Annotated in this window: 19 protein-coding genes; 17 read left to right on the top strand and 2 right to left on the bottom strand. The window is 52.3% G+C overall.

Going from position 1 to position 23700, the window contains the following annotated elements:
* Positions 1-78 precede the first annotated feature (78 nt).
* Complete coding sequence (locus RSX24_RS29905) at positions 79-1083, bottom strand: outer membrane protein assembly factor BamB family protein (RefSeq protein ID WP_343262687.1); 1005 nt, start codon at positions 1081-1083, stop codon at positions 79-81.
* Positions 1084-1564: 481 nt separating this feature from the next.
* Between RSX24_RS29905 and RSX24_RS29900 the strand changes: the two genes are divergently transcribed.
* Together RSX24_RS29900 and RSX24_RS29895 are read left to right on the top strand one after the other, a co-directional pair.
* Positions 1565-2440 carry an alpha/beta fold hydrolase gene (locus RSX24_RS29900; protein ID WP_236421112.1) on the top strand — a complete coding sequence of 292 codons (876 nt, stop codon included), beginning with the start codon at positions 1565-1567 and terminating at the stop codon, positions 2438-2440.
* A 238-nt stretch (positions 2441-2678) separates the two neighbouring features.
* Entirely contained in the window at positions 2679-3668 is a 990-nt protein-coding gene (locus RSX24_RS29895; RefSeq protein ID WP_236421111.1) for a serine/threonine protein kinase, read from the top strand.
* 104 nt (positions 3669-3772) lie between these two features.
* Here RSX24_RS29895 and RSX24_RS29890 read toward each other — a convergent pair whose 3' ends face one another.
* Positions 3773-5848 (bottom strand): vWA domain-containing protein, encoded by a 2076-nt coding sequence (locus RSX24_RS29890; RefSeq protein WP_343262673.1) that lies wholly within the window; start codon positions 5846-5848, stop codon positions 3773-3775.
* A gap of 809 nt (positions 5849-6657) precedes the next feature.
* Between RSX24_RS29890 and RSX24_RS29885 the strand changes: the two genes are divergently transcribed.
* From RSX24_RS29885 to RSX24_RS29815, 15 genes are all read left to right on the top strand, one after another.
* Positions 6658-8826 carry a transcriptional regulator gene (locus tag RSX24_RS29885; protein WP_343262672.1) on the top strand — a complete coding sequence of 723 codons (2169 nt, stop codon included), beginning with the start codon at positions 6658-6660 and terminating at the stop codon, positions 8824-8826.
* A gap of 129 nt (positions 8827-8955) precedes the next feature.
* Entirely contained in the window at positions 8956-9381 is a 426-nt protein-coding gene (locus RSX24_RS29880; protein WP_236421108.1) for a membrane-associated protease 1, read from the top strand.
* Positions 9382-9500: 119 nt separating this feature from the next.
* The gene (locus tag RSX24_RS29875) at positions 9501-9968 is read left to right on the top strand and encodes a DnaJ domain-containing protein (protein ID WP_343262671.1); all 468 of its coding nucleotides are present in this window, start codon (positions 9501-9503) and stop codon (positions 9966-9968) included.
* Positions 9969-10018: 50 nt separating this feature from the next.
* Positions 10019-10576 (top strand): FHA domain-containing protein, encoded by a 558-nt coding sequence (locus tag RSX24_RS29870; protein WP_236421107.1) that lies wholly within the window; start codon positions 10019-10021, stop codon positions 10574-10576.
* Between the two features lie 43 nt (positions 10577-10619).
* A complete protein-coding gene (locus tag RSX24_RS29865) occupies positions 10620-11153 on the top strand; it encodes an FHA domain-containing protein (RefSeq protein WP_236421106.1) in 534 nt (177 codons plus the stop codon).
* Entirely contained in the window at positions 11150-12022 is an 873-nt protein-coding gene (locus tag RSX24_RS29860) for a PP2C family protein-serine/threonine phosphatase (protein ID WP_343262670.1), read from the top strand. The genes RSX24_RS29865 and RSX24_RS29860 overlap by 4 nt, the downstream gene beginning before the upstream one ends.
* A gap of 45 nt (positions 12023-12067) precedes the next feature.
* Entirely contained in the window at positions 12068-13921 is a 1854-nt protein-coding gene (locus RSX24_RS29855) for a serine/threonine protein phosphatase (RefSeq protein ID WP_343262669.1), read from the top strand.
* Positions 13922-13960: 39 nt separating this feature from the next.
* Positions 13961-15253: a normocyte-binding protein gene (locus RSX24_RS29850; RefSeq protein WP_343262668.1), complete on the top strand. Its 1293-nt coding sequence runs from the start codon at positions 13961-13963 to the stop codon at positions 15251-15253.
* Between the two features lie 6 nt (positions 15254-15259).
* Positions 15260-15949 (top strand): iron-dependent peroxidase, encoded by a 690-nt coding sequence (locus RSX24_RS29845; protein WP_343262667.1) that lies wholly within the window; start codon positions 15260-15262, stop codon positions 15947-15949.
* Between the two features lie 77 nt (positions 15950-16026).
* Positions 16027-18678: a molecular chaperone gene (locus RSX24_RS29840; RefSeq protein ID WP_343262666.1), complete on the top strand. Its 2652-nt coding sequence runs from the start codon at positions 16027-16029 to the stop codon at positions 18676-18678.
* 101 nt (positions 18679-18779) lie between these two features.
* Entirely contained in the window at positions 18780-19550 is a 771-nt protein-coding gene (locus RSX24_RS29835) for a DNA and RNA helicase (protein ID WP_236421101.1), read from the top strand.
* An 80-nt stretch (positions 19551-19630) separates the two neighbouring features.
* Positions 19631-20269 carry a hypothetical protein gene (locus tag RSX24_RS29830; protein ID WP_236421100.1) on the top strand — a complete coding sequence of 213 codons (639 nt, stop codon included), beginning with the start codon at positions 19631-19633 and terminating at the stop codon, positions 20267-20269.
* A complete protein-coding gene (locus RSX24_RS29825; protein WP_236421099.1) occupies positions 20266-21690 on the top strand; it encodes a contractile injection system protein, VgrG/Pvc8 family in 1425 nt (474 codons plus the stop codon). The genes RSX24_RS29830 and RSX24_RS29825 overlap by 4 nt, the downstream gene beginning before the upstream one ends.
* Before the next feature lie 143 nt (positions 21691-21833).
* Positions 21834-23105, top strand: coding sequence for a pentapeptide repeat-containing protein (locus RSX24_RS29820; RefSeq protein WP_236421098.1), 1272 nt, complete (start codon positions 21834-21836; stop codon positions 23103-23105).
* A complete protein-coding gene (locus RSX24_RS29815; protein ID WP_343262665.1) occupies positions 23102-23665 on the top strand; it encodes a serine protease in 564 nt (187 codons plus the stop codon). The genes RSX24_RS29820 and RSX24_RS29815 overlap by 4 nt, the downstream gene beginning before the upstream one ends.
* Positions 23666-23700: the final 35 nt, after the last annotated feature.

The raw sequence follows: 23700 nt of genomic DNA, 5'->3' as shown, positions 1-23700 counted from the left end.
CATGCTCCATTTTCCAAAAGGAACGATCAAACCAAAAAACAGCAGTCCGTTGCAGAAACGGCTGCTGTTTTTATAAACCTATCGTACAGCTGGCAATGTATACTGGGACAACTTAAAGAAATCTTTTACCTCATACAAGTAACCATTCCCCGCATAGTAATACTTTGATGTTTCTTCGTCATAAGGGAGATGATAGATCGTTTTCAACGTGGCAGGGTCCAAGACACTCTTGTACTCGTTCTCGTGGATTAACAATTGATGGTCGATCGTTTTATGGACGACCTGCATCGGATCGGTCAGTTTCATGGATTTTTTAAGAAGCAATCCTTTGGCGCCGTATACCTTCATTTCTCCATTCTCATACACCACGTAGTTCTTTCCTACGGACTGAACCGTGGCATTCCCGGCGATGCTGCGGACCCATAACGTTTTTCCTTTAGCATTGAGAGCAATTAACTGGTTCCCCTTGGAAGGCACGTTCATGCGGAGAAGGAGATCGCTGCTATTATAAACCCAGGAAAATCCCGCAACATCAATATACGCATTGCTAGGTGGTGTATATGTAAACTGCTTGTTCAATTTGGAGCCGTAGACGTCAATCTTTGATTTAACCAAACCTCCAACCTGTGAAACCAGATATGTCCCGTCCACTACGCTGTACTGATCCCCGAGAGCTCGCTCCGACAGCTTTTTCCCGTTTGTGCCGTAGGCGTAGGCCCATGGGACAAATTTTCCATTGGCATCCCGTTTGCTGGGGTTGATCAATATAATGGTTCCATCGTTCATCACAACAAGTTCATTGGCTGCAGGTACAGGCAGCATCCAATTCAGTTTACCGGACGAATTGACCGAATATAGCTTTGTACCCCTGCCATCTTCTACGAGGGCATATACGGAGCCTTTAGCGCTATAAGCCATTTTGGTACTCCAAGGATAGGCCATCCCTTTTTTATAAAAAGGATAAGACCACTTTTCTTTTCCCGTTGTTCGATCGACGGCTGAAACGATCCCCACTTCCCATATCTTGGTTTCCGATTGGACGGATGATGTTGAATGAATGTATACCGTATTGGTATTTGGCACGTGATAAGGTGCTTGGGGAAATCCGTATGCTTCAGATGCTAACGTTTTTCCCCAATTGGGCTTGGGCAATGATGATCCGGCGGATGCAGATGCTGGCCCACTTAAGGATAGGACTGCAGCTAATCCTGCCATCAACATGAAATACAACCATTTTCCTTTACGCATAGTACTCCTCCTTGGATTTAATTTTGGTTATTTTTACCTCGATAAGTATAATGCCGGAAGCGAGGAAAAGAAACAGCGAAAAGGAGCTTAACGAAAACAAAGCCTTTTTTTCTTATAAAAAGGGGTGAAATCCCGTCCATATCGCAAATTAAGGGGCCATAATGACGTAAAAACAACGTCTGCAATAATCGTTATTTACATTTTCCAGTTTCCAATTTATAATCAGTTCCAAATGATAGTTACATGCGAGGGAGCTTGTCACTGACGGGCTTTTTTCTATGTCAAGAAGAATGGCATTATATTGCAGGAGGCAGACATGAGTTCCATTTATAGAAGTGAAGAAGGAAAGAGCAGCATTCTGGAGGAATACGAGGCCTGTTTGGGGCAGCTCGGCGGGGATATTCGGCGGGAGTACGTGGACACGCGCTTCGGCAAAACCCATGTGTTATTGACTGGACCGGAGGATGGCAAACCGCTGTTTATTTTGCAAGGCGGCAATTGCGTGAATCCGATGACGTTGGCATGGTTCTCTTCGTTGTTCGGCGATTACCGGATTATTGCTCCAGACACGATCGGACATCCAGGCTACAGTGAGGAAGCGCGAATCTCTGCGAGGTTTGACAGCTTTGCGATGTGGGCTGCCGATCTGCTGGACCATTACGAGATCCCAAAAAGCGCGTTTATCGGGGCTTCTTTTGGCGGCGGCATCGTACTGAGGCTGGCTACGTACATTCCGGACCGGATCGCCTGCTCTGTGTTGGTCATGCCTGCGGGAATTGCTGCCGGTTCAAAGATCAAAATGGCGCAAGACGTCATCCTTCCGTTCTTCAAATACAAAATGACTTCTTCTGCCGCTTCACTGCAAAAGATCGCGGATAACGTGTCCTGTGGCTGCATGAAAGAATCGGATAAAAATATCGTCGGCAAAATATTCAAACACGTCAGTTTGGAGCAGGATCTGCCCAAGCTGACGGAGAAGGAAGAACTAAAGGATTATGCTGCGCCCACTCTGCTGCTGGCAGGGGAAAGAGACATCTTTTTCCCGGCAGACAGACTGGTGGAACGTGCGCGGGAGATTATTCCGAACGTACGGACGATCACGTATGATACGGGCCATTATCCATCCCAGGAAGCGCTGGTGCAAATGAATAAGGACATCGGTCAGTTTCTTCGGGAGAACTATGGATCATAGCATCCAGCTGTAAAAGTAAATTTAAAGGACGGGTGTTGGGACCGAAGTGACCTGATGCCATTCGGTAGTTCAACCGTGTTAAAACGACGGGATTTAAGCCTTGAACAGCAGGACCGTGTTTCAAAGTGCATCGTTTGGGGTAAACCATGGGATTACGTTTCCAGCTGGATCCCTGTGGATGCTTCAAATGGTGCACATGAAACCGGTTGTGCAGGAATAGCTTGAAAAGAGGTAAGTCATGCGAAAAGGCAACGAAAAAGACGCGCTGCAGCGCAACACCGTTTTGAACAATACATATCAGGTAAGACGGGTGATCGCCCGAAGCGAACTGACCATCGTATATGCCGGAAGAGATCGGTCCACGGGTGCCAAGGTTGTCGTCAAAGAGTTTTTTCCACGAAGATTGGCGGGCCGCAAGTCGGATCACAAAAGCGCATATTGCGCTTCGCGGGGATATGGCGGGCAATATCGGGAGCTTCTCGCTGCGTTTATGCTGGAAGGTGAACTGCTGTCGGCACTGGATCATCCACACATCGTTCGGCATGTGGACCATTTTGAAGCCAATGACACAGGGTATGTGATCATGGAGTATTGCGACGGCGTGCCGATGAATGACTACCTGAAGGAGCATAACCACCGGCTTGATGCCGACTTTATCGGCACGACGCTGCTGCCGCTGGTGGATACGATCGAATACGTGCATAAGCAGGGCATCCTTCATCGGGATATCAAACCGACCAACATTATGGTGCTGGAAGACGGCACGCCAAAGCTGATCGATTTCGGCTCTGCCGTGCGCTGTCCGGTGGACGCCGGGCAGAAGCAAACGATTTTTACATCAGCAGGGTATTCGCCGCTTGAGTTTTATTCCGAGAAATCGGTGCAAGGACCGACCTCGGATCTGTATAGTTTGGCAGCCTTGTTGTATTATTGGACGTGCGGCCAGCCGCCGACGGATGTAAAACAGCGTTTGTTCCGGGATGAACTGCTCGCGGTTCGTGCCTATAACGAGTATGTAACCCGATGGCTTTCTTCCGTCATTCGCTGGGGGTTGACGGTCCGTTCCGAGAAACGCTGCTCTTCCCTAAGCTGGATCAAACGTGCCCTTCAGCTTCAGGCCATGGTGTGGAAAGTGCGCAAACCTGGGAATGTGGAATGGGCCGAGTCGGATCAGGAGCATACGCAAGTGTACGAAGCCCGAACCGGCTCCAAGCATGAAACAGCGTGAACGAAAACTCAAAAAGCCGGCTTCGCCTTATAGCGGCAAGGCACTCTTCATTGCTTGAAAACAATGGAAGTGCCTTGCGCGCAAGGCGAAGTCGGCTTTCTTTTTTACATCGCCGATGTTCCGGACTTCTGATGCGGTTCTCTGGATTGCCCTACATAAATGTTAGTGCTCGGCTTGATTGCTTTGTACCTAATTTCGATTTCGGTAACGCCGTCTTCAAACGTGATATACAATTTATCATTGTATTCCAGTGCAGCGGTTTGTTTGCGTTGAATTGGCGTCCGGCCCCGAACCACGGTACAATTGGTGTCGTGTCTGACCAGCAGCGTTTCTTTTTTGCCTGCTTCCAGCCAGATTCGTCCGGATTCCGGCACCTTGATGCCGATGTCCATCCGGTCGAACAACTCCCCAAGATTCACTTTGCGGCGGTCAATCGAGGTCAGCGGCCAATGGGTAACCGGAATGTCCTCCCCGCTTGCCGTTGCGAGAAAATATCCTTCCAATCTGCCGCGGAACGCGGGCTTCGGTTTCAGCACGAACCAATACAGCGCGAACAGTCCGCCCGCAACAACGATAGCCAGCCCCGAATACAGCATCAGTTTCTCGCGAAAGGAATGAACCTGAAGCGAAATCTCCGCCGTGGTGCTTGCTCCTTCGGGGTCTGTTGCCGTGATCTGGATGGAGGAATTTCCCGTTCGCAGGGACGACAACTGCAATATATTTCCGTTAATCGAAGCTTTCTCGAACTTGCCGTTGTCGCCTTCAACGAGCTGGTAGGTGAGAGGGTCCTTATTGGCGTCCTCAAAATAAGCATTCAGATCAACGAGCGCGTCGCCGTCATCCTTCGACAAGTCCATGATTTTCCCCGTTGCGGCAGGAGCCTGATTCGTAATATCCACCTTGACTGGCGTGATCTCCCTGTAGAAATCAGGTCCATCGATGCGCACACCCCATGTATACAAGCCCGATTGGGCAAACACATACTCCCCTGTAAAACCTTTTCCGGTATTTTTCAAAGGAACGCGCTCCGTGTTTCCCTTCAAAGGTGTAATGACCAGTTCGGCTTTGAGCCCTTTGTACACGTTCAAATCTTCAATCGGTTTGGATTCCGCAGTCTGGTCATGCAGTGCCGCTTCAAATGTGATCGTTGTGCCTTTCGCCGGCTTCTCCGTTGCCATGGTGGCCGCTGCGGACAAGTTATAGTTGCCCAGCAAGTTGATTTTAACCAAATCGCCGCTGCGCCCCTTGAATTTCAGTTTGAACTGTCCCTTGACCGGCCGAATAATCTTCATCAGGGCGTATTTGTCCGATCGGATGAAGCTGACGTTGCTGGACTGGTAATACAGCTGGGCCTCCGAAACGGCATGGTCAGAGAGCATGATGATATTGGCGTCGGCCATGCTTGAATTCGGAATATCCACCGTGACCTCCTGCATCGCCCCGGTAGCGGTAACCGCAGCGACCGATACCAGAACGGATTGAATCTGATCCGCGAAGATCCGGTTGAAGATTTCGGGCAGATCGTCCGCGCTGCCGGTAATGTATGATGAACCGCCCGTCTCGGAAGCGATGCGTTCAAGCTCTGCCGGATCGACCGTGCCATCCCCGTTCAGCCCGACCGTGTATATCGGGTAGCCGGCCTTTTGGGCCATTTCGATCACGTTGTCCACATCCTTGGAAGAATCGGAGACCGTTCGGTTCGTGGACCCGCGCAAATCCGTTTCGCCATCGGAAAGCAAAATCATGAACGGTTTGCGCTGATCATCGCCCGATTGGGCAAGGAGACTTGCACCGCGTCGCAATCCGAGTCCCAGATCCGTATAACCGGAACGTTTCAGACCGTCAATGCGGCCCCGAAGAGCGTTCCGGGCTCCGGAAGAGGAGATATCCGTTAACGGTATGGAGGAAGTGATCCTGTCGTTATAAGCGACAAAGCCCAGCCTTGTCTTGGGTCCGCTGCTCATGTCCATAAACATATGGATGACTTCTTCGGCAATGCGATCCTTGTCAGTCTCATTCATGGAATAGCTGACATCCAGCACAAACATGGCATCGAGGCCCTGATATGACTGGGTCTTGACTGCCGAAGCGGCAGAAGCTCGATCCGAATGAAATGGAGGCAAAATCAGGGGGATGAAGAGCATGATCATCATCCATAGTTTGAGTGTTTTTCGTTTCATGAGAGGCATTTGAAGCTCCTTTCTGGTCGAGTACATGATTGTTTCAAGCTATATAGACCGCACTAATCATTCACACTAGGGCACTGCGAGTGCAGTACCATCTTCCGATCGCTGTTATCCCCAGATTTTTGGGATTTCCCTTTTCTAAGGGGAAAAATCCGGTGATAAGCCTATGCTTCCGATGCAGCTTTCTTTCAGAAAGCTTTTAGCGAACGCTTTGCTTCTCCAGATTGGTTCTGCCTCTCCGTTAACGTGTGTTTGTATTTTGCGGTTTATATAACGTGATAAATTATGTATTTTTTAAGTCTTTGCTGGCGCTCGATTTAACCGGGTTACATGTCGTTATGTATATAAAAGCTAAGCGAATCGGTTTGTTTACAAGTATTTTAAATCTTGAATAGGGGGTAAACCCCATCCGTTTAAAAAGATTGTATCTCATCCAAATTCTAGTATATTCTATATCATCGGCACGCTCCGTCAGGAAATGAAGTAAATTACAAAAATTAGTCCTTTAGGAATATTCGACAGGCAAAATTGAGCTTTTAGTCCTATATAGGAGAATGTTGACAAAACATATTGCTGATGATTAAGATGAATTCCATAAATCTCCAAATAAACGGCATAAATCTGGTTCGCAAGTTCCGGGTGTATGTTGACGGCACGATCTATCAGTCGCATGTCTGCCGAATCCTGATGATTCTGCAAGCTCATGACCAAAGGCGGATGGAGGCGGGCGGAGTGTCAAAAATTGATGGAGGGAGGTAAGCGTTTGCTCCAAATGCCCATGTTTCCGGGCAAGCGCTGACTGAATGGACATTATTAATCAAACCAACCGAACGATGCTTTTCGAAGAGATCAACCCGGAGAAGCTGGACCTGATCACGATCGTGGGCGATGTCAAAGGCATCGACAGTCTGAGTGACGACAAGGTCAAAGAAATCAACGAGCATTTGCTGGTTCGCAGCTTTGACGAGTTTCTCGACAAGTTCTCTCCCAGCGTGTACTCCTTCTTCAATGCGGTAAATCAGAAGGTCATGTATACGCTTAAAAAGCCGGAAAACATTCCGGACGAGGCCGTTTCGGAGATCAAGATCGATCACAGCAATGATTTCCTGAGAATGCTGTTTACGTTGATCGATACCAAGCGCAGCCAGGGAATTACCAACGTCGACTTCAAGTTCGAGAACCTGCTCGACATGATTTCGCCGAAAAAGGTGATGGACGACATCCGGCAAGTCCGGAAGGAAATCCATTACATGTACGGGCAATACGAGAAGCTGGACGACGGAGATCCGAAGAAGCTGGATGTCGGGGACAAGCTGAACGTCATGTTCGAGGAAGCTAGCCGGAACTACAACAACGTGATGGCGATGCTGCCGCTCGCGATCGAAGATATCAAAACCCGGCTTCTGCTCGGCAGGGCCCAGGAAGAGACGGCATCCGAAGCGATTCAAGTTGGTCAACTGACGATCGGCGAGAGCGGAGAATTGAAAATCATCGAAGCTCCGAAGAGTGATAACAACGAGTTGATGCTACTCGATGAGTCTTCCAGCACGGATCTGACACAGGTGTTCGCGGATGATTACGATTCCTTGTCCGAATCGCCATCCCCTTACGTTCAGGATCTGGTTGTCCGTACATTCTGCCCGCTTCCGGCGGTACAGAGCGAAGTGGATACGGCCGTTGAGGTGCAGAACTACAATACATACCTGGAGTTCTACAAGACGGCCAAGGATGATTTCGTGAAAACGGTCAAACCGCTCGTCGAGAAAATTTTGGGCGTCAAAATGTACTTTGACCAATATGCGATCAAAAACAAAGGCATGCAGCCGTCCATGCTGATCACCAATGCCAAGCTTGACATGCTGGTGAAAAGCAGCAATATTCCGCGGCTCGAAACGTACCTGAACACGGTCAATGCCAAAAACGATTTCACCGACACGATCTGGTTCGGCATCGTCCCTTCGGTGGAGCTTGAAAATACCGGCAACGTCAAAGTAAGCCGCGAACGCTTCCGGGGTAACGACAAGGTCGTTAAACAGGACGGCAACAGCATGGAATCGCTGTCAATGCTGCTCAACGTCATCAAGGATTACAAAATCCAGGTCTTCTTCAGCTTCGAATCCGGGGAAGATTCCACGTTCAGCAGCATGGCGACGGCCGGGATCGACAAGTACGTCGACAAATGCGCCATGTTGACCCGAAAGGAATACAGCGAATTCGCCATTCCGAGCGCACCGAATTTCACGATCATTCCGAAGGAGAAGTCAGGCGTCATTATCGACAGCCGCATGCTCCAGACCGAACATGGCGTGGAACTGTCCAAAGAGAAGGAAGACATTTTGAAGCTTTGGATCGAAGGCGTGTATGTGGGGGCTTCCTATGTCGCTGCGGGTATCGTTGCCGCGTACCAGTGTCCGGAATATTTGCGGGCCGCGTTCAAAAACGTCAATCGCGATTATCCGGGGGTGCGCTTCGATATCGAGGCGGGCGACAACAGCTTGCGCGTCGTAACCACGATGACGAAGGAAATTTCCGGGTTCACGAATACGATCAAGGATGCCATCAACCGGAAAAACTTCGGCTTCATCTTCTCTTCAGAGAACGCGCAGCTGCAGGACAGCGACATCAAACGGATTACGGTGTACAAAGCCAGAAGCATGGCCATGTCCGAGGACGGTTATGATTCGATCTACAAAACGCTGGTCAGCACCTACATCGAACGCCTGCTGCGTTTCCAAACCGGTGATTTCAAGCATGAAAACATCGTCAAGTTCTTCAGCAACAATCCGAGCAGCCAGAAGAGCAAATGGCTTGGCAGCCGGGGATCGGTCAATTCGATCATTCAGGAAGGCGACGACATGAGCTATATCATCGACGAGAAGAGCAACATGTGCCACATTGACCTGGTGTTCAACGGCAACGTGAAGAACCTCGAAGTCATGATTACCAAAGGCACCAGCGCCATGAGAGCGTAGTGGGCACCCATTCATTTCGGTTTTAGAGGTCTCGCCTCAGGGCGTACCTTTATAACATATATTCCGGAATGGTTCCGTTCAACGGGCCAAGGCCGGAGACATTTTATCATTCCAAGGAGGTAACAATTCATGGGTTTTGTATTGAAAGTGGAAGGCGCAGAAACAATCGAGCTGGGAATGGATAACATCCGCACGGTCGCTTACGACACGGATACACCGGATGACTCCAACGCAAGATCCACGGATGTGGGCGCAACATTGCGCATCAGCGGCAAAATCATCACCGCAACGGACGGCGACAATGCCGACGATACGATGAAGCTTGCGCTGTGGTCCCTCGTTCCTGCCGAGAAGGCGGATTGCTACCGCAAAGTGACGCTGGAAGTCATTGCAGCCGATCAAGTGGTACGCAAAATCTACTTCCCGAACGCATTCGTCGTGGATTACAACGAACGTTTCGGTGATACCGAAGGGGTTGGTGAATTCAGCCTGTTCATCAAACAGAAGAAAGACAAAACTGAATTCACCAAAATTGAAGGCGGCTTCCCGGTTTAAGAGGGAGCTTCCGTTCGGGGCCGGCCGTCACCGGCACCGAACGCACCATCAGGTTAAGGGGCACTTGTGCCCCTTAATCTTTATTTTACTCTTACCGCAGAGAGGGAGCAACGAATACGATGAAAAATTATTATGCGGTGCTTGAGGTGGACAAAGGCGCTTCGGCGGAAGAAATCAAAAAAGCGTACCGAAGGCTGGCCAAAAAGTACCATCCTGACGTCAACAAAGGCGACCCGAATGCAGAGGAACGCTTCAAGCTGGTGCATGAAGCCTACAGCACGCTGGGGAACCCGGAGTTGAGAGCCGCGTATGACCGACAGCCCGATCCTGGATCCCAGGGTAGCGGCAAAGGTCGTTCGTCAGCGCAAGCTGATGCACGGCAGGGCAGCTCGGCCCGAACCCATCAGGACATGAAAGATCCTGGTCAGTTCTGGGGAGACCTGTCGCGGATGCAACAACAATTCGAGCAATTTTTCGGCTATCGTTCCAAGGGCAAGGATGCCGCGAACGGGAGTAAAACAGGGGCCAAAGATCCAACGGACATGTCCGCCATGTTTGAGCGTTATTTCGGAGTGCGAAAAAAGTAGGCCGGAAATCCAGCGAATGGGCGCATCCGGTGCACGCGGGGGTTTGAAAGGTGAGACGAGGAAGATCGGTATTAACGATGACGCTGGATGCTTGCGTCGCCGCAATTTCGTTAACCGTGTTATATTACATATTTTTTATCAATCGGGACATGGGTGCCCAGTGGGTAACAGGTGTTATCGTCATTTTGTCCGGAGGAGCGTATTTGCTGCTCAAATATTTGCCTGCATCGCAAGGAAGCAGGGTCAGGAAGAAAACCGCGGTGTCTTCTCGTATCGTGAAGCTGGTGCTTCTCGATGACGATGGAACCAGCGTGAAGGAATGGTATATCCAGGGCGAAACGAGCGTCCTGATCGGCAAAAGCACCAAATCGATCGAAGCGGATATCGATCTGTCCGACACGCCGTATGCTTCCCTGATCAGCCCGCAGCATGCCGTGCTGAACAAGGCATCCGGCCAATGGTACATCGAGGATATCGATTCGACCAGCGGCGTCGGCATACGCAAGGGCAATCAGAGCCGAGCGAACAAATTGGAAATCGAGGAACCCAGCCTGATCGAGGCCGGGGACTTAATTTATATTGCCAACACGCGGATTTTAGTCAAGTAGTTGGCGGGCGACAATAACCAAGCTTACGGGGGAATGAAACGAAATGAGTCTGACGAGATGCGCTAATGGACATATGTTCAGCACGAGAAGGCATGGAAATACGTGCCCATACTGCAATCTGACGGTGGAGTCGCCAGCTGCGCCTAGCGGGGGAACCGCGGCAGCCGTACCGCGTGCGCCCCGCACGGCGGAAGACGACAAAACGATGCCTTATTTGGGCGAAACCACGGGCATTGAGCCGGTAACCGGTTGGCTGGTGTGCATTGAAGGCGCGCAGATGGGTCAGGATTACCGCATTATGGCGGAGAAAAATTTCATTGGCCGTTCCGAAGAGATGCATGTACGGATTCTGGGCGACAATACGATCTCCCGCCGCAATCATGCGGTCATCGTGTACGATCCGAAGAAGCGCAATTTTTATCTGCTGCCTGGCGATGCCTCTGGGCTTGCCTACCACAATAACGAGGCCGTTTATTCACCGGTAGAGTTGGCCGCATATGACGTCATTCAGCTCGGACGCAGCAAATTTCTCTTCATTCCATTGTGCGGCGTGCACTTTGAGTGGGAGCAGCAGTGAGTACGTTCATGATCCTGTGGAATGACAAGGAGCTGACCCCGTATTGGGTACTTGCGTGCGGCTGCATGCTGGTCGGGCTGCTCTTGTTCGTCCGAAGCCGAATAAATCCGGTGCGGCAGCGTGACGACGTGCCTTTGGAAGCACAGATTGGAAACGGTCAGACCATCGGGGCACGCAGCGAACAGGACGATTATTTTGCCAGCGCATCCATGCCGTTTGGTTTGCTGGCTGTACTCGCCGACGGCATCAGCGGTCTGTCAGGGGGCAAGATGGCCAGTACGACGGCCGTAGAGACCTTTATTCGCGAATTCGAGGAACAGGAGCATTTCCCGGACGTGCAGGAGTTTTATCAAAACACATCCCACATGGCCAATCAAGCCATTCTGCGCAAACAGCAGGGCGTGCCGGGAGGAACAACCTTGGTAAGCGCGCTGATTCGGGGCCGGAACCTGTACTGGGGAGCGGTCGGAGACAGCATTCTTGCCGTATTTCGCAAGGGCGAGCTCGTTCCGATCAATCACAAGCATACGCTGGAGAGTCAGCTGGAAGAGCAGTACATGTCCGGCGAGATCACGGAACAGGAGGCCCTGGACAATCCGCAGCGCAAAAGGCTGGTCAACTATTTGGGCTACGAGCATTTCAGGCAGATGGAAATCGCGGACGAGCCGTTTGCGCTGCAGCCGGGGGACAAGATCGTCCTGTGCAGCGACGGCGTGTACAACACGCTGACCGAGATGGAGCTGGAAACGCTGCTTGCCCGGGACCAGTCTCCGCACGATACGGCACAGGACATCATCGATTTGATCGAAGAAAAACGACTGGTGCATCAGGATAACGCCACGATCATCATTCTGGAACAGGGATGGTAGAACGTTCGGGACAGCGGGGCACCGACACATGAAATGGGGAGACAGATGAGAAAGGAGAACAGCGACTTCAAGATGGCCTTTGTCTCGGAGGCAGGGTCATTTCTGAAAAACCGGGATTACTATGGCTGCGTGGAGCTTGAGGATTACGCCTGCTATATCATCGCGGACGGACTGGATACGGATGCCGAAGTGAACAGCGCCGAGATGCTGGTACAGGCCTTGTTGGAGTCTTTCATGGACAAACCGACGTTATCGAAACGGCGTCTGACCGAGTATATCAGTATAGCGCATGGATGGCTTCAACACGAGAGCCGCCGGGTCAGATTAAAAGCCGGTTTCGTCATCGTTGTGACGGATTATACCCGCATGGTCTGGGGTTCGGCGGGCCACAGCCGCCTGTACCATCTGCGGGGGAACCGGCTTGTGCTGAAAAGCCGGGATCACAGCATGGCGGCCCAGCTGGCTTCGGACGGACAGATCCCCGAGGACCGGATCGATCAGCATGACGAGCGCGGCAACCTGAATGAATATGCGGGCAAGCCGGGCAAGATCACGCCGTTTGTGTCCGATAAAATCAAACTGGCCGATGGGGACGCATTGGTGCTCTGTACGCCAGGCATCTGGGAAGGCGTGCATGACGCGGAAATGATCGATGCCGCGGAAGCGGCGAACGATCCGCGCACCTTGGTGGATACGCTGGAAGAGGTCATGCTCAGCAAACAGCGAAGCCGGGTAGAGAACTATACGGCTGCCGCAATCTACGTGAACAAAATTTTCCACGAAGAACCGAAAAACCGCAAAAAGTGGATCAAACGCATTGCGATCATGTTGGTCATGCTGCTTATTTTCGGGGGAGCGGGACTGTTCTACAAAATCAAAACGGCGGCGAACAAGGCGGAGTGGGCGACGGAGATGCTGGAATACGAGCAGAGTGCGGACCAGTTCGTGAAGGAGCAGGAATACGCCAAGGCTGTATCGGATTACAGCTTGGCCCGCAACAACTCGATCAAGATCAAGGACCCGATCCACAAAAAACTGCTTACGGCCAAGATGGCGGCGGCTCAGACGCTCGTTGACGGCGAAGCCCATCTCAAAGAAGGCGATATTGCCAAGGCGACAGCCAGTTATACGAAGGCATTGGAGCAATCCGAGCCGTACAGCATGTTCGACCGGGCATCGATTCAGGAACGTTTGGAGCAAATGACGACCTTCCAGCAGGTGCAGGACTGGGTGACCGAAGGCGATATCAAGATGCAGAACGGGGATTACAGCGGAGCGATCACCATGTACAAACGAGCGCGTACGGCCGCGACGGAAACGGCGTACAAGGAAGCGCTCAAGGAAATCGCGACCAAGCTGGAGGAAGCGGAGACGAAACGTGCCGACATCAAGCGCCAATCGCGCCAGCTTCAGGCCGATACGCTGGAGCAGAAGGGTGACAGGTACAACGAAGCCGGGGATTACGCCGGTGCGTTGGAAGCTTATGAAAAGGCACAGGGCATTTACCAGGAGATCGACATGCTGGAGCGTGTGCTGGCGATGGAACGCAAAATCAACAAGCTCGATGAAAAGCTGAACCCGCCGGTTCCGGCCACCGATCCGCTGCTGGACGGCGGACTGGATGCAGGTCTTGGCCTGGATTCCGCGGGCCTGTCGTCCAATCTGTCCGGCTCAGCGGAACCAACAGGCATCAGCCCGGCCGGTTCTTCGGGGCCCGCGACGTCTTCAGGCACGACGAGTTCGAACGGAAGCGGCGCTGCGGGTTCGGGCCAGTCAGCGGGCACAGGCGCAACCGGCACCAGCTCGTCCGGCTCCTCTGATCATGAGGGCGAGAGCGATTTACCATCAGAGGTTGGGGAAGCCCGATCGGGAGCGGTCAGCACGAACAAGGAGCAGTAATAATCAATACGATCATTAACCCGGGAGGGGAGAGACAGGATGAAGGACATTATCCGTGACCGGCTGAACAAGATGGAAGACTTGGAGCAGCGCCGCGTGTTGAAAAACCTGATGACCGGCGTGTTCCTGAACCTGGTCGAATACCAGGAAGAGTTGAACCGGCAGATTGAGCAGCGCGTGTTCGACGAGGTGGAGAATCAGGAGGAGCGCCATGACGTCTTTGTCACCCTGAGCTCCCGGGAAGATCTGGACCCGATTCATGAATACCTGTATCCGATGCTGCCGGAGGATGCGGAGCCGCAGACCGTGTACTTGAGCGACGCAGCCGCAGCTCTGGCGAAAAAGGAAGAACTCAAGCTGTTCACCTTCTACATGGATTGCAGCCAGTATGAGTTAGGGAAGTTGTTGAACAGCCAGCGCACTTTCACCGGGGAGATCGTTACGGCCGAGGGCCGTTACGGGATCAAGGTAAAGTTGAAACCAAGCACGTTATATGTAAGCAAAATCGAGGAACTGTATCGGATTTTTCGTAAAAACAGTCTTGCCTGGAAGACGGTGAATGCGCCTTATGCTTACAAATTCGTCGACTGCGTGCTCGTTGCATCCGAAGATGGAGAGATGTGGGATACGGGACAACAGGTCAAGGAACTGACGGTGCATCTGGAAGAATTCGAACGATATAAACGGACCAACCTCGTTCCGCTGTGGAACATTCAGAAGCTGGACATGAAGACCGGCGGGTTTCCCGTTCCCGCAGCGGACCGCGTCAATTATGAGCATGTGCTGCCGCTTCGCAAGACGGGGACCGAGCATGGATACCTGGTCGATGGCGAAGAAGCGCACATTCGATACATCAAACGGTCGGAGGAGGACATCACGATCGTCTCTCCGCTGGAGAAATCGGATTCCTGGACGGTCATGAAAGTGACCGTTCCCGTAGCTACCCGCATTGGCAAAATGGATTACCCCTTGTTCTCCAATGCAAAGCGGGAAGGATTTGCAGGCAAGTACGCCCGGCAGGAAGGTCGATCTGTCCGTTCCAAGGGGGAAATTGCGCGAATGATCCATGCGTTTCAGGCTGCAGAAGGCTTGGAGCTGGAAGACGTGCAGATTGCTCCTCCGGGAATCCCGACGGGCGTTACGTATCCGCTGAACTCGTTCATGAGTGACCACGTTCGCGTCGAGGCGGACAAACGCCGGATGATCATGAAGTTCGCCAAACGGGCTGCCCCGCAGGATCAGGACGTTTATTTGGACGATCTGCTCAGCTTCCTGGTATCGGAGATCCAGCTGTCCTTCCCGGAATATCGATGCGAAGGGAAATGGGTGTGACGAGCCATGAACTACATTTGGGATCTGATCATTCGAGCGAAGCAAAATGGGACAGACTTGCGGGAGCTCACGTTCATTCCGGCCAAAGTGTACTCTCCTTACATGGAACTCAGCCAGGTCGACTTGAATGCTGCTGATGTCGGACAGATCGTCGAAGTGAACCCGTATTACCGGTTTTACGATATTTTCAGGGATCTTTTCGATATCAACAACGAGGAGTACGTGGAGCTGCGCGAAACCTTGTTCGATCTGGTCATGCATTTCCTTGCAGACATGGATCTCATGCAGGGAATGAACAAACGTGAATATCACATTCGTTTCATTCTGAGGGACATGCGCTCGGGAATTTACGGTGAACGCATACGCCGCAGACTCGAACTGTTCGATCGGGAGCAGCAGGAAGTCATTGCCTGCAACTTGCTTCGGTTGTACGACACCGGAGAGGCCGTTCACCTGCTTCGGGATACGCTCGTACGGATGTTTCCGCGCTCGACGCTGTATGCCAATTGCGAAGAAAAGGATGAACTGCTCCTGTATATCGGACAGGAAGAACGAACCGAGGCGCGCGAGAAGCTGGAACTGATTCTGGAACTGTTTTTGCCGGTCAGGTTCGATACGGAGATCTATTGGGAGCATCACTTTGGCATTCTGGATGCGGACTATACGCTGGTTCAGGATGGAATCGCGCTGTATTGATCGCCAAGCAACGCCCATCCATAGAGTACAAAGGACGATTAGCGGTTGGCTTCAGCCGCCTGCAAGAAGGAGGAACCATGAACGGATATTCATACAGGCTGTATCCAGACGCTGCCGGACGGGAGCGGGCCCGCGGAACGATGCGTTATACGCGTGAAGAGCTGATGGACATGACCACTTTTCAGCTGCGCAATATTTGCTACAAAGAAAGATTGGTCGAAGGGATCGGGGCCCGAACGGAGCGTGAAGAGTTGATCCGCATCATTCTGAAATTTCTGGGCGCAGACGATGTGCTGTGGATTCGGGAACAGCGCGAGGGCGGGTTCGAGCGGCTGCAGAAGGCCATTTCTCGTAATATGTCCACGCCGATGACTAGTGATGGGGGCGTAAGCGTTCCAGCGAGGCTGATTCTTTATGAAGGGCTGAAGGTGGACAAGCTGGACCGCTACATCGTCACGGCGCCGGGAGGATTGGTCGAGTCCAATGTGCTGTTGGTGAACGAAACGATGGAGTTATGCGGCATCTTCAATCTGGTAAAGGACGAAGGGGCTCATGGCACGTTCTATCTGACCGCAGCTCCCGGTTCGACTTGGAGACGGACGGGCAACAGGCAGTACAGCTTGCTGTTTTTCCGGAAAAGGGATTCGGAATACCTCTATCAGAGCTATTATTCCGACAGGCCGCTGCCTCCGGTACATATTCAATACACCCAAATTCCGCTGGCCGATCTCGAAATCCGGGAGCTTGAGCCGACGGAAGCCGTGCTTGCGGTTGATTTTGGCACCTCCAACACGACGGCAGGCGCCTATTTGCATACCGGCTACATTCAGGCACCGAGCAGCCAGGATCTGCTGAATGGCCGGGTTCGTCTGGACGAAATCAACTACGTGGCTTTTCCCGATCCGACCTACAGGCAGACGGAATGGATCGAGGTTTTGCCTACCGCTGTCGGCGTGGCCGATTGTTCCGATCCTGCGAACATTCGTTACGAATTCGGTTACGAGGCACTGCGCAGCATGAGGCGCGGGGGATACAGCAGCAGGGCGAGTTTGTTCCGCAACATGAAGCGTTGGGTGAATGATTACAACAAAAAGGAAGAGATCGTGGACCCGCACGGCAATGCCGCCATCGTGACGCGCATGGATCTGCTGCGGGCGTATATGAACTATGTGATCCGTACGGCGGAGCATCAGTTCAAGTGCCGGTTCCGGCACGTGCATTTGTCCAGTCCGGTGAAGATGAAGGCGCAGTTTCTGCAAATGTTCGAAGAGATGCTGCCGGAGTACAACATCGAACGGGAATATGCGCTGGATGAAGGAATGGCGGTTCTGTACAACACGCTCGCGGACGGCATGGAACGAGGGTCCTTCATGGAAGGGCAGACGTATCATGCGCTGGTGATCGATTGCGGCGGGGGAACGACCGATTTGTCGTCATGTGCCTTTACGGTCGAGGACGGGCAGATCGCCTACCATCTCGACATTCACACCACCTATGAGAACGGGGATACCAACTTCGGCGGACATAACCTGACGTATCGCATCATGCAGTTCATGAAAATCGCGTTTGCCGATTATTACGAGGGCAAGCGCCGCATGGTCGACATCGACAGCCTGATCGAAGCCCCCGGCGCGGACGTGTTCCGTCAGGTGGACGAGGAAGGGGTACAGGCCGTGTACGCCAAGCTGGAGGAACGTTACCGTGAAGCGGAAAGGCTTATCCCGACCGCCTTTGCCCGGCGGGAGAACGCTTCGCGCGACGAGTATTTGCGAGTCAGGGGCAATTTTTATTTTCTATGGGAAATCGCCGAGGAAATGAAGCAGCAGTTTTTTCGCAAAACGGGCATTCTGCGTAATCGGTTCCATTCGGAACTGGAGGATGACGGCGATAACGACTTGCAAATTACGACCATGGAGCGCTGGTTCCTGTCGGTCCAACGGGACGGCGTGCTGAAGGATGAGTACGAATTCCCCGATGTGGTGTTCAACATCAAGGAAATTACGCAGCTGATCAAAGCAGACATCTACGATGTCGTGCGCAAGTTCCTTGATGAATTTTACAGGCAGGGCCGGATGAGCCAATATTCGATCATCAAGCTGACAGGTCAGTCGTGCCGGATTGACGTTTTCCGGGAAGCGCTGAAAGAGTTCGTACCAGGCAAAAGCATTGAATTTCGCCAGAAACCGGCGGAAGGCCGGGTGCCGGATCTGAAGCTCGCTTGCCTTAGAGGGGCAATCCGGTATTTAAGCTCGCGGAAGAACGGCACGGTACGGGCGCAGATTACCCACGATGCCGCCGTGATTCCATACAAAATCAGCGCATACACCCACAATGGGCGGGAAAAGGCACTCATCAGCAGCCTGGATCGAAGCGACGGCATGCCGGGCAGCATCTCCAGACCGTCCGAGACGACCGAAGTCGAGCTGTACGTCAGCGGCAGCGACGGATTTCTCAGACACAAGCTGGTATATGGCAACCGTCCGAACATGTACAAGGAAGTGCTGTATGAGGACATTCGCGATCAATACCAAGGCAAAATTCCGCAGGATGATACCGACTCGATCGTGAACGGCGAGACGAAGTTTTTCGTTTTCCCGGATGATCGCCATTGGGGCTTCTACGTCCTGCCGATTGCTCGAAAGAACGAACGGCTCTATCTTGGTCCGCAGAAGCTGTTTCCGTTCGAGCCGGATCTGTCGGAATTGGACTTCTTTGACGGGATGAAGTAGAGAAACCGGACCAAGGGAATGGCACAAGATGAAGTGCCCGTGAAGATTGCCTGGAGTGCGTCGTCAGGCGCTGGCTCCGGTTCGAAGGGAGGGAGAAGTTGATGTTCACGCATGCGTATCCGCATTTCCAGAAGGGCCGCATTCTCAAAACCGCCATGCTGGAGCAGCTTCGAGATTATCCGCGCGACTATCTGGAACTCCGCTACCGCAACTATGCAAACGGCATTATTGCTGGGGCGGAGGTTAAAGTAAAGGCAGACAAGCTGTCCATATCCCCCGGCATCGTGCTGTACCACGGCAAACTGTATATGCTGACCGAACAAATAGACATGTCTTACGTGGCGACAGGCCGTATGACGCTGCTGAAGGTTCGGCTGCTCGAAGAAACCACGATACAGGATATCACAACAGGTTCGATGGAGCTTGTGCTGGATGAAGAGGAATGCAGTGCTGGCGAACTGGAGCTGGGTCGCTTCAAGCTGAAAGAAGGTGCAAGGCTCCGGCAGGATTACCAGACGTTCGCGGATCTGGCGACTGAGTTCAACACCTTGCACGTCATCCATGTACCTTATGCGGCCGAAGGGGCCAGCACGTTGTCCCCGCTCATGATGAGGGATTATGCGGACCGGCTGATGCGTACCGGCACGACCGATCCGCTGGACCTGACGTTTGCCATGATGTGCCTGAACGAGGGGATCGTGAATCGGCGGGTGATCCAGCATTACATTGCGAGCAGGCTCGGACAGGAAGTTAGGGACTACGGCAATGCCCAGATTCATCGCTACCTGGACCGGATCTTGGCCGGAGCGGGAGGCCGTGGCGGACGCCCGGGCTACCTGGGTAGCGGTCCGCAGCGAATGATCGTGGATTAAGAGGAGCGAGAGAAAGCTGCGGCTCAAACGGTTAATTCACGGAATGACATGTTGTACTCCAAGTAGAAAGGATGAGCGTGATGAAGCATTGGGACGAAAAGATTATGGCGATGATGAACGGCATGTCTACATCGCCAACCGATGATGGTTATGGTCATATCCCGGATGAACCCGAACCGGACCTTCATGCTGAATTTGTGCAGATCGGAGACGAACCATACTCTTTTGAGGAAACCGAATGTCTGGACGGGAAAATCAACCTGATGTTGCCGCGTACGTTCAAACCGATGTCTCCCCAAATGCTGGAATTGAAATATCCATCCCAGAATCGGCCGAAATGGGTCTATACGAATGCGGACGGCACCATTAATGTGGCAGTGAACCACACGACCAACCGATTGCCGCAGGAAGACTTGCCGCTTTTTAAGCAGAGCATGATTCAAATTTTGCGCCAAACTCAGAAATTGACCAAATGGTATGGGGATCATGATCGTAAGATCGATGGCAGGGATGTGGCCATTTGCGAGTTCCTTACCCCAGTCGTCAATGCCAATCTCTATCACTTCATGCTGTTCACTTCACTGGAGGACAGGGCACTGATGTGTACGTTCAATTGCACCGATCGGGAGATGGAGGACTGGCAACCGATTGCTTCTGCGATCATGAACTCTATCCGTTTTCAAGTCGAACATGAGCATGAAGGGAGTGCTTTGAATTGAGCATAGAAGCATTGTCTTACCAGAATGTGAGAGTCAGCCCGTTTGAGTTGGTCAGTCTTCAGGAACTATCCATCACGAAACAGATGAACGAGCATGCCCGCATGAAGTTTACGGGAATTGTTGACGAAGAGAAGAAGGATTCATATGTCCGATTAAGCGGCTCGGACACGCTGGTGGAGATTAGTCAAGTGGATGAGGAACGAGGCACTTCCGTGTTATTCAGCGGTTTGATTCTCAGCGTTAGCGTAACCGCGAACGGCGGGGTCTACACCCTGGAAGTGGAAGGCATCTCTCATACGCATGATCTGGATGTCCGTCGCAAAAGCCGTTCATTCCAAAACCACAGCATGACTTACCCCCAATTGTTGGACGCCATTGCGTCCGATTACCCCAATATCGATATCATGGATGCTGCGACAGATGGTGCGGCCATCGGCAAGTTCACGTTGCAATACGAAGAGACGGACTGGCAATTTCTGAAGCGGATTGCTTCCCGCTTGCGCACGGGCCTTATGCCAGCATCGGTATTCGATACGCCCAAGTTCTATTTCGGCGTCTTCGATACGTCATCCAAAGGCAAGCTTGAGGATTTCAATTACCGGGTGCGCAAACGGATGGACAAATATCGTTATACTTCCCAGAACACGAAAGTAGAAGTCGGCGAAGACGATTACGTGTACTACGAGGTCGAGACGAACCGGGTGCTGGATCTCGGTAATGCCATCGAATTCAAGGGCAGCCTGCTCTACGTCTATGAAGCCATGACCGAGATGAGGAACGGCCTGTTGAAACATCGCTATACGCTTAGTACACATCGCGGCTTGCGCCAAAATACCTTTCACAATGACAAAATCATAGGCGTCTCTTTACAAGGAAGCGTGATCGCCATCAACAAAGACAAGGTGCAGGTTCATCTGAACATTGACAAAGAGCAGAGCGCATCTGGTGCTCATGATTTCCCCTATCAATCCGTGTACACGGCGGAAGGCAACAGCGGTTGGTACGTTATGCCCGAGAAGGGCGACAGTGTTCGAATTTATTTTCCAAGCAACCGGGAAGAAGAAGGCGTGGCTACAAGTTCTGTCCGCCAGAACAGCGATGACGGAGAGAACAATAAGGTCAGCAACCCGGACCACAAGTATTTCCGTACCGCGGCAGGCAAGGAGCTCAAGATGACTCCGGAAGAGGTCATTGTGACAGGCAAGGATGGCGAGATCTTCATCCGGCTCAGCGAAGGCGGAGGAATCGAGATCATAAGCAGCCAGCAGGTCAAAATCACCGCCAAGGAAGACATCATGATGAATGCCGAGAAAAGCATCGTACTGTCCGCAAAAGAGGAGATCAGCCTGACTTGCAAGGAAAGCAACATCAAGCTTGACGGAACGACCGCATTGGTCGGGACAGAATTGAAAACCAATTAGGTGATCGGATCGGGATCGGGGCGGAAGCAATTTGGACAACATGGCTTTTGCCGGGCGGATTCCCCCATTCGGTCAGATGAATGTAAGTTATGTCTGATATTCATATAACAACATATTAATGCTATCTAGGTGGTGGGTTATGCATGAATATGGCACTTGAAAGGTTCAAGGAAGAGGTTGTAGTTCCGGTGCGTAGTCGGGTGTTACTCCATTGGGAGCGATTGTATGTCGAACAACGCGAACGATTGAAGCAAGAATTCGTCCATCATTTTGGCCAGTTCTGCGAGCGGGTTCTGCATGAGCAGCAGATTGGAGAGCACGGGCCGATTGGTCACGTTACTTACTCTATGCTCCGGACCTCCATGCTTGAAGGCCGGTTTCTGTATCTGGCCGAAGCTTCGGACGAAACATGGCTGTTTGATCCACGTTCGGTGGAGAGCAGTTATGATGCCGCGTGGGCCTTTGGTTACCTGAACGTCATGAAGAGCTGTTGGGAAGAGGAATTGGAACGGCCCGGATCGCCGTTTCGGGGAGCGATTCACCGTCCTGATGTTGAGCGGTTGCTGATTCAGGAGTCTGCGCATGGCCATGCCTATGTTACCTCGCTCATTCGTCATGCGTTGCCAGACGCGTTGGCTTGCGAGGCATTCGACCAATTGGACAAATGCGATGCATTCGAGGTAAGGGTGGGCGAGTACCTGGATGTGAGCGAATCGGTGTACCGGAGAGATTATGCCGATCAGGACGAGGCAGCCATTCGCAAATGGCTGTCGGAAGGCAACGATGAGGCTTACGGATACGGCACATTGGAACGAATGGATCTATCCGGCATGAATATGGACGGGATGGATCTGCGGTTTTCGGCTTTTCGCAGTCTGTTGTTCGGCGGCGGACGATTCCAGGCTTGTAACTTGACGGGCACATCGTGGGAAGGGTGCGAACTTACGGATACTCGGTGGGATCGAAGCGACATGTATGGGACACGGTTTCGAGGAAGCCGGCTGGTTGGAGCCACATTTTATGGAGTGAACGCACAGCGAGGGTTGCCTGATGCAGAACAATGGAACGGGCCGGGATTCGATGAGATTTCGTTTGCCGAATGCGATTTGCGGGAAGCGGATTTCATGCTGGCTAATCTTGGAGGAGCTGATTTTCGCGGAGCCGATCTGCGGGGAGCCGTCTTCGGCGTGTGTAATCTGACGGGAGCAGATTTCCGCGGCGCGGATGTAACGAAAACGGATTTCACCGGTTCTCTGCTGACAGAAGCACGGATGGACGAAGGAGCGTTCTGTTTGCTTCATGGTCGCCCGGAAGCCAGGGAACGGACGCTGCCGGATGGTCAGCCGATCGGAAATTCCCCGGAAGAGCTGAAGCAAGCCATGCAGCAGATTGGAGCAGTGGGAGGTCAGAGATGATGAAAGAAAGCTGGTTTCGGATTACGCAGGATCAGCGGATTGCGGATGCGATTGAACCTTTGCATGTGAAGGAGCGGATAAAACCGGAATGGATGCGGGGGGAGCTGCTTCATGAGCTGGAGCAGGCAACACTGCAATTTACGATTCGCCCAAGCCGCAGCCCGGTTGCTGTTGATCTGATCGAGCAGCCTTACCCTTTATGGTCTGATGATCTGAAATATGTGATGCAGGCCTTTGCGCCAAAACTGCTGTTTCGTGTGACTGGACTGATGGATCTGGAGCGCCAAAAGTTATATCCATATTGGTTCATGGTTCCGCCACGAATCGCTGCGCTGGCTGGTGGCAGCGAATTCGATCGGAGCGGGCGTCTGCGCCGCTTACAGGTAGATGGAGATCGCTTGAACCGCACTGCATGGCCTGTCGTTCAGCTCACGGATCAGCGTTTGCAGGAAACGGTTCTGCTCGTCAATCTGGCACTGGCGGAAGCGATACTGAGACGGGAATTCATTGGTTTGAAGTTGGAACGGGTGGAATTGACCACTTGGGAGTTACAACGCTGAGAGGCATGAACGTCAAGTTGAACTATGGGCAGCCG

Origin of the sequence: Paenibacillus hubeiensis (assembly GCF_032334105.1) — a bacterium.
Lineage (GTDB): Bacteria > Bacillota > Bacilli > Paenibacillales > Paenibacillaceae > Paenibacillus > Paenibacillus hubeiensis.
Note: the sequence above shows the minus strand (reverse complement) of the source record. Positions and strands in the feature narration are given on the sequence as shown.

What these genes read in the sequence shown, in the direction of transcription:
- RSX24_RS29835 (WP_236421101.1), top strand. Translation starts at nt 18,780, where the DNA reads ATGTTCACGCATGCGTATCCGCATTTCCAGAAGGGCCGCATTCTCAAA.
- RSX24_RS29820 (WP_236421098.1), top strand. Translation starts at nt 21,834, where the DNA reads ATGAATATGGCACTTGAAAGGTTCAAGGAAGAGGTTGTAGTTCCGGTG.
- RSX24_RS29855 (WP_343262669.1), top strand. Translation starts at nt 12,068, where the DNA reads ATGAGAAAGGAGAACAGCGACTTCAAGATGGCCTTTGTCTCGGAGGCA.
- RSX24_RS29830 (WP_236421100.1), top strand. Translation starts at nt 19,631, where the DNA reads ATGAAGCATTGGGACGAAAAGATTATGGCGATGATGAACGGCATGTCT.
- RSX24_RS29850 (WP_343262668.1), top strand. Translation starts at nt 13,961, where the DNA reads ATGAAGGACATTATCCGTGACCGGCTGAACAAGATGGAAGACTTGGAG.
- RSX24_RS29845 (WP_343262667.1), top strand. Translation starts at nt 15,260, where the DNA reads ATGAACTACATTTGGGATCTGATCATTCGAGCGAAGCAAAATGGGACA.
- RSX24_RS29900 (WP_236421112.1), top strand. Translation starts at nt 1,565, where the DNA reads ATGAGTTCCATTTATAGAAGTGAAGAAGGAAAGAGCAGCATTCTGGAG.
- RSX24_RS29895 (WP_236421111.1), top strand. Translation starts at nt 2,679, where the DNA reads ATGCGAAAAGGCAACGAAAAAGACGCGCTGCAGCGCAACACCGTTTTG.
- RSX24_RS29865 (WP_236421106.1), top strand. Translation starts at nt 10,620, where the DNA reads ATGAGTCTGACGAGATGCGCTAATGGACATATGTTCAGCACGAGAAGG.
- RSX24_RS29890 (WP_343262673.1), bottom strand. Translation starts at nt 5,848, where the DNA reads ATGAAACGAAAAACACTCAAACTATGGATGATGATCATGCTCTTCATC.
- RSX24_RS29875 (WP_343262671.1), top strand. Translation starts at nt 9,501, where the DNA reads ATGAAAAATTATTATGCGGTGCTTGAGGTGGACAAAGGCGCTTCGGCG.
- RSX24_RS29840 (WP_343262666.1), top strand. Translation starts at nt 16,027, where the DNA reads ATGAACGGATATTCATACAGGCTGTATCCAGACGCTGCCGGACGGGAG.
- RSX24_RS29815 (WP_343262665.1), top strand. Translation starts at nt 23,102, where the DNA reads ATGATGAAAGAAAGCTGGTTTCGGATTACGCAGGATCAGCGGATTGCG.
- RSX24_RS29880 (WP_236421108.1), top strand. Translation starts at nt 8,956, where the DNA reads ATGGGTTTTGTATTGAAAGTGGAAGGCGCAGAAACAATCGAGCTGGGA.
- RSX24_RS29885 (WP_343262672.1), top strand. Translation starts at nt 6,658, where the DNA reads ATGGACATTATTAATCAAACCAACCGAACGATGCTTTTCGAAGAGATC.